General features: G+C 54.6%; 1 protein-coding gene and 2 pseudogenes. 2 read left to right on the forward strand and 1 reads right to left on the reverse strand.

The genetic code is table 11. The features are described 5' to 3' along the window. Both YA0848_RS24510 and YA0848_RS24515 read left to right on the forward strand, forming a co-directional pair. A pseudogene (locus YA0848_RS24510) lies at positions 1 to 355 on the forward strand (hypothetical protein); the annotation flags it as partial. Positions 356 to 358: 3 nt separating this feature from the next. Continuing rightward, the gene (locus YA0848_RS24515) at positions 359 to 787 is read left to right on the forward strand and encodes a YkvA family protein (protein WP_010953879.1); all 429 of its coding nucleotides are present in this window, start codon (positions 359 to 361) and stop codon (positions 785 to 787) included. On the opposite strand, the pseudogene rloA3 reads toward YA0848_RS24515, so the two are convergent. Then, positions 693 to 1,259 (reverse strand): annotated as a pseudogene (gene rloA3 / locus YA0848_RS24520) (retropepsin-like aspartic peptidase RloA3); the annotation flags it as partial. The gene YA0848_RS24515 and the pseudogene rloA3 sit on opposite strands and share 95 nt — an antisense overlap.

Here is a 1,259-nt window from a genome sequence, read left to right on the forward strand (position 1 = left end):
TCAGCTCCTGAAACCGCCGTTTAATTATAGAGCGATTATAAAATCCCTTGCTGAGCGCCCGATTCACGCTGCCTACAGGGGCGTCGGCCAGGCAGAACCATCTCAGACAAATGGTTGGATGAACCGCACGGTCGTTGGTGCGGGGCTAACCAGCACCCTTGGTGATTTCTGCTATGAAACTACCACAGTGATCTTGCCCAGCTTCCTCGCTGTACTGGGCATTCCGGCGGCGGCACTTGGCACCATCGAAGATATTGCTGATGCATTGGCCAGCTACACCAAGATGGCCTCCGGCTACGTCGCCGACAAACTCGGCCACCGCAAGCTATTGGCGCTGGTTGGCTACGGATTCTAGAAAGTGAGTAACGTATTGCAACGAGTTCGCGGCTGGGCCAAGGCCCTGAAACAGCAAGTTATGATGCTGTGGTTTAGTTGCCGGCATCCGCAAACGCCATGGTTGCCGAAGGTTATAGCGATGATCGTAATCGCTTATGCCCTAAGCCCAATCGATCTGATTCCAGACTTCATTCCGGTCCTTGGCTACCTGGACGATGTGATCTTGCTACCTTTGGCCATCTGGCTAGTAATCAAGCTGATGCCCGATCACGTACTGGACGAATGCCGCCAGCAGGCCCTTGAATGGGAAAGCACACAGCAACACCGCCCAGTGAGCCGGGGCGCTGCGCTGGTGGTCATCTTGCTCTGGCTGGCTCTGTTGATCGGAGCCTGGAAACTCTATACCCGCTCTGCGCCGGGTCGGCTTTCTCGCACTTGGGCTCCTGAGTGAAGGTGCGTGATACATCCACCGCTCCTAGGTGCTCCAGTGCTCGACGGCCGATCAAAACCGGATGGAGCATTTTTTCCCGGTTCTTCAGGGAGAATTGTTCGTTGTAAAAGCTGGTTGCCAATGCACATCTTCATCACTACCACGGGGCGGTGCTCAGCGCCGCCAGCACCACGGACTTTGACGTTACGCTCGACCCTTCGCTCGAAAGGGATGCTGGCTGCTCTGCCTGTGTCACTGTCTTTCACTTCAACTTTGAAACGCACCCATTTCTCGCCATTCCTTTCGAAACGCTCCAAATCTTTGGCATCCATAGACGATGTCAGTGCGCCGGTATCCAGCTTGATTTTCACCGAGACTTTTTCAGGAAGCAGCAGCCCCTCCTCAATCCAGCCAAATACCCTGGATGGATTCGCACCTGCGGTATTACACAGTGCAAAAATTATCAGGACCAGTGCGCTAGCAGCTATCCGTC

This window comes from Pseudomonas sp. S4_EA_1b, from assembly GCF_016307435.1.
Lineage (GTDB): Bacteria > Pseudomonadota > Gammaproteobacteria > Pseudomonadales > Pseudomonadaceae > Aquipseudomonas > Aquipseudomonas rhodesiae.